At 76.4% G+C, this 872-nt stretch carries 2 protein-coding genes; one reads left to right on the plus strand and one right to left on the minus strand.

The window, feature by feature from the left end; all coding sequences use genetic code 11:
* Window positions 1-230: hypothetical protein (locus IE312_RS42495; protein WP_370467632.1), on the plus strand; the 230-nt coding region annotated here is incomplete at its 5' end.
* 148 nt (window positions 231-378) lie between these two features.
* On the opposite strand, the gene IE312_RS30205 is transcribed toward IE312_RS42495, so the two are convergent.
* Window positions 379-729, minus strand: a complete 351-nt coding sequence (locus IE312_RS30205) for a cytochrome C oxidase subunit I (protein WP_189985448.1) — start codon at window positions 727-729, stop codon at window positions 379-381.
* Window positions 730-872: the final 143 nt, after the last annotated feature.

Here is an 872-nt window from a genome sequence, read left to right on the forward strand (position 1 = left end):
AGCCCACGTTCACCCCCGCCCCGGCACCAGCACCCACGCCACCCCCGCAGCCGGCCTTCACCCCCGCCCCGGCCCCGCAGCCGGCCTTCACCCCTGTCCCGGCCCCGCAGCCGGCGTTCACCCCCGTCCCGCCACCGGCACCCGCCCCGGCGCCGGTGCCGGCCCCCACACCGATACCGGCCGCCGCCGTCGCGCCGACCCCGCCCGGGGTTCCGGCGCGGGGCGGATGACGGCACCGGCGCCCGCCGCGGGACTGACCCCGGCTCCCGCGACGGGCTGGCCCAACGCCCAGAGCTGGCCGAACGCGGCAGGAACGGGCCAGGCAGCGGGCTGAGCCGGTCTCCTACGACGTGCGTTCCTGGAAGAGGCAGAGCGGCGTCACAGAACCAGCAGCAGAGCGGTCAGTGCCGCGCAGCCGGCGCACACCGTGAGGGTGATACCCACGCAGCGGCGGCGCAGTTCCCGGTACCGCTGTTCGTACTCCGCGCGCAGCGAGACACACCGGGCCGCCACCCGTTCGAGGTCGCCCCTGGCCCGCTGCAGGCTGTCGGCGACGTACCGCTGCTCGATCTCCTCGCGCTGTGCCGTCGTCAGCCAGTCCAGGGGCCCGGTGAACTCCCGGCTCCGCCGCTCCGCCTCCGCGACCCGGGCCTGCCACAGCAGATAGCCCTCCACCTCGTTGCCGAGGTCCCCGCCGGCGCCTGCCCCCTGCTTGGGCAGACCGCTCACCCGCGGCCCCGTTCGTCCGCGGCCGGCAGGGCATGGGCCGCCTGTTCCCGCATCGCGATGTCCGGGTGGTGCAGGTCGAACGCCGGGGACTCGCTGCGGATCCGCGGCAGGGTCACGAAGTTGTGCCGCGGCGGCGGGCAGGA

Source organism: Streptomyces capoamus, assembly GCF_014654935.1.
Classification (GTDB): domain Bacteria; phylum Actinomycetota; class Actinomycetes; order Streptomycetales; family Streptomycetaceae; genus Streptomyces; species Streptomyces capoamus.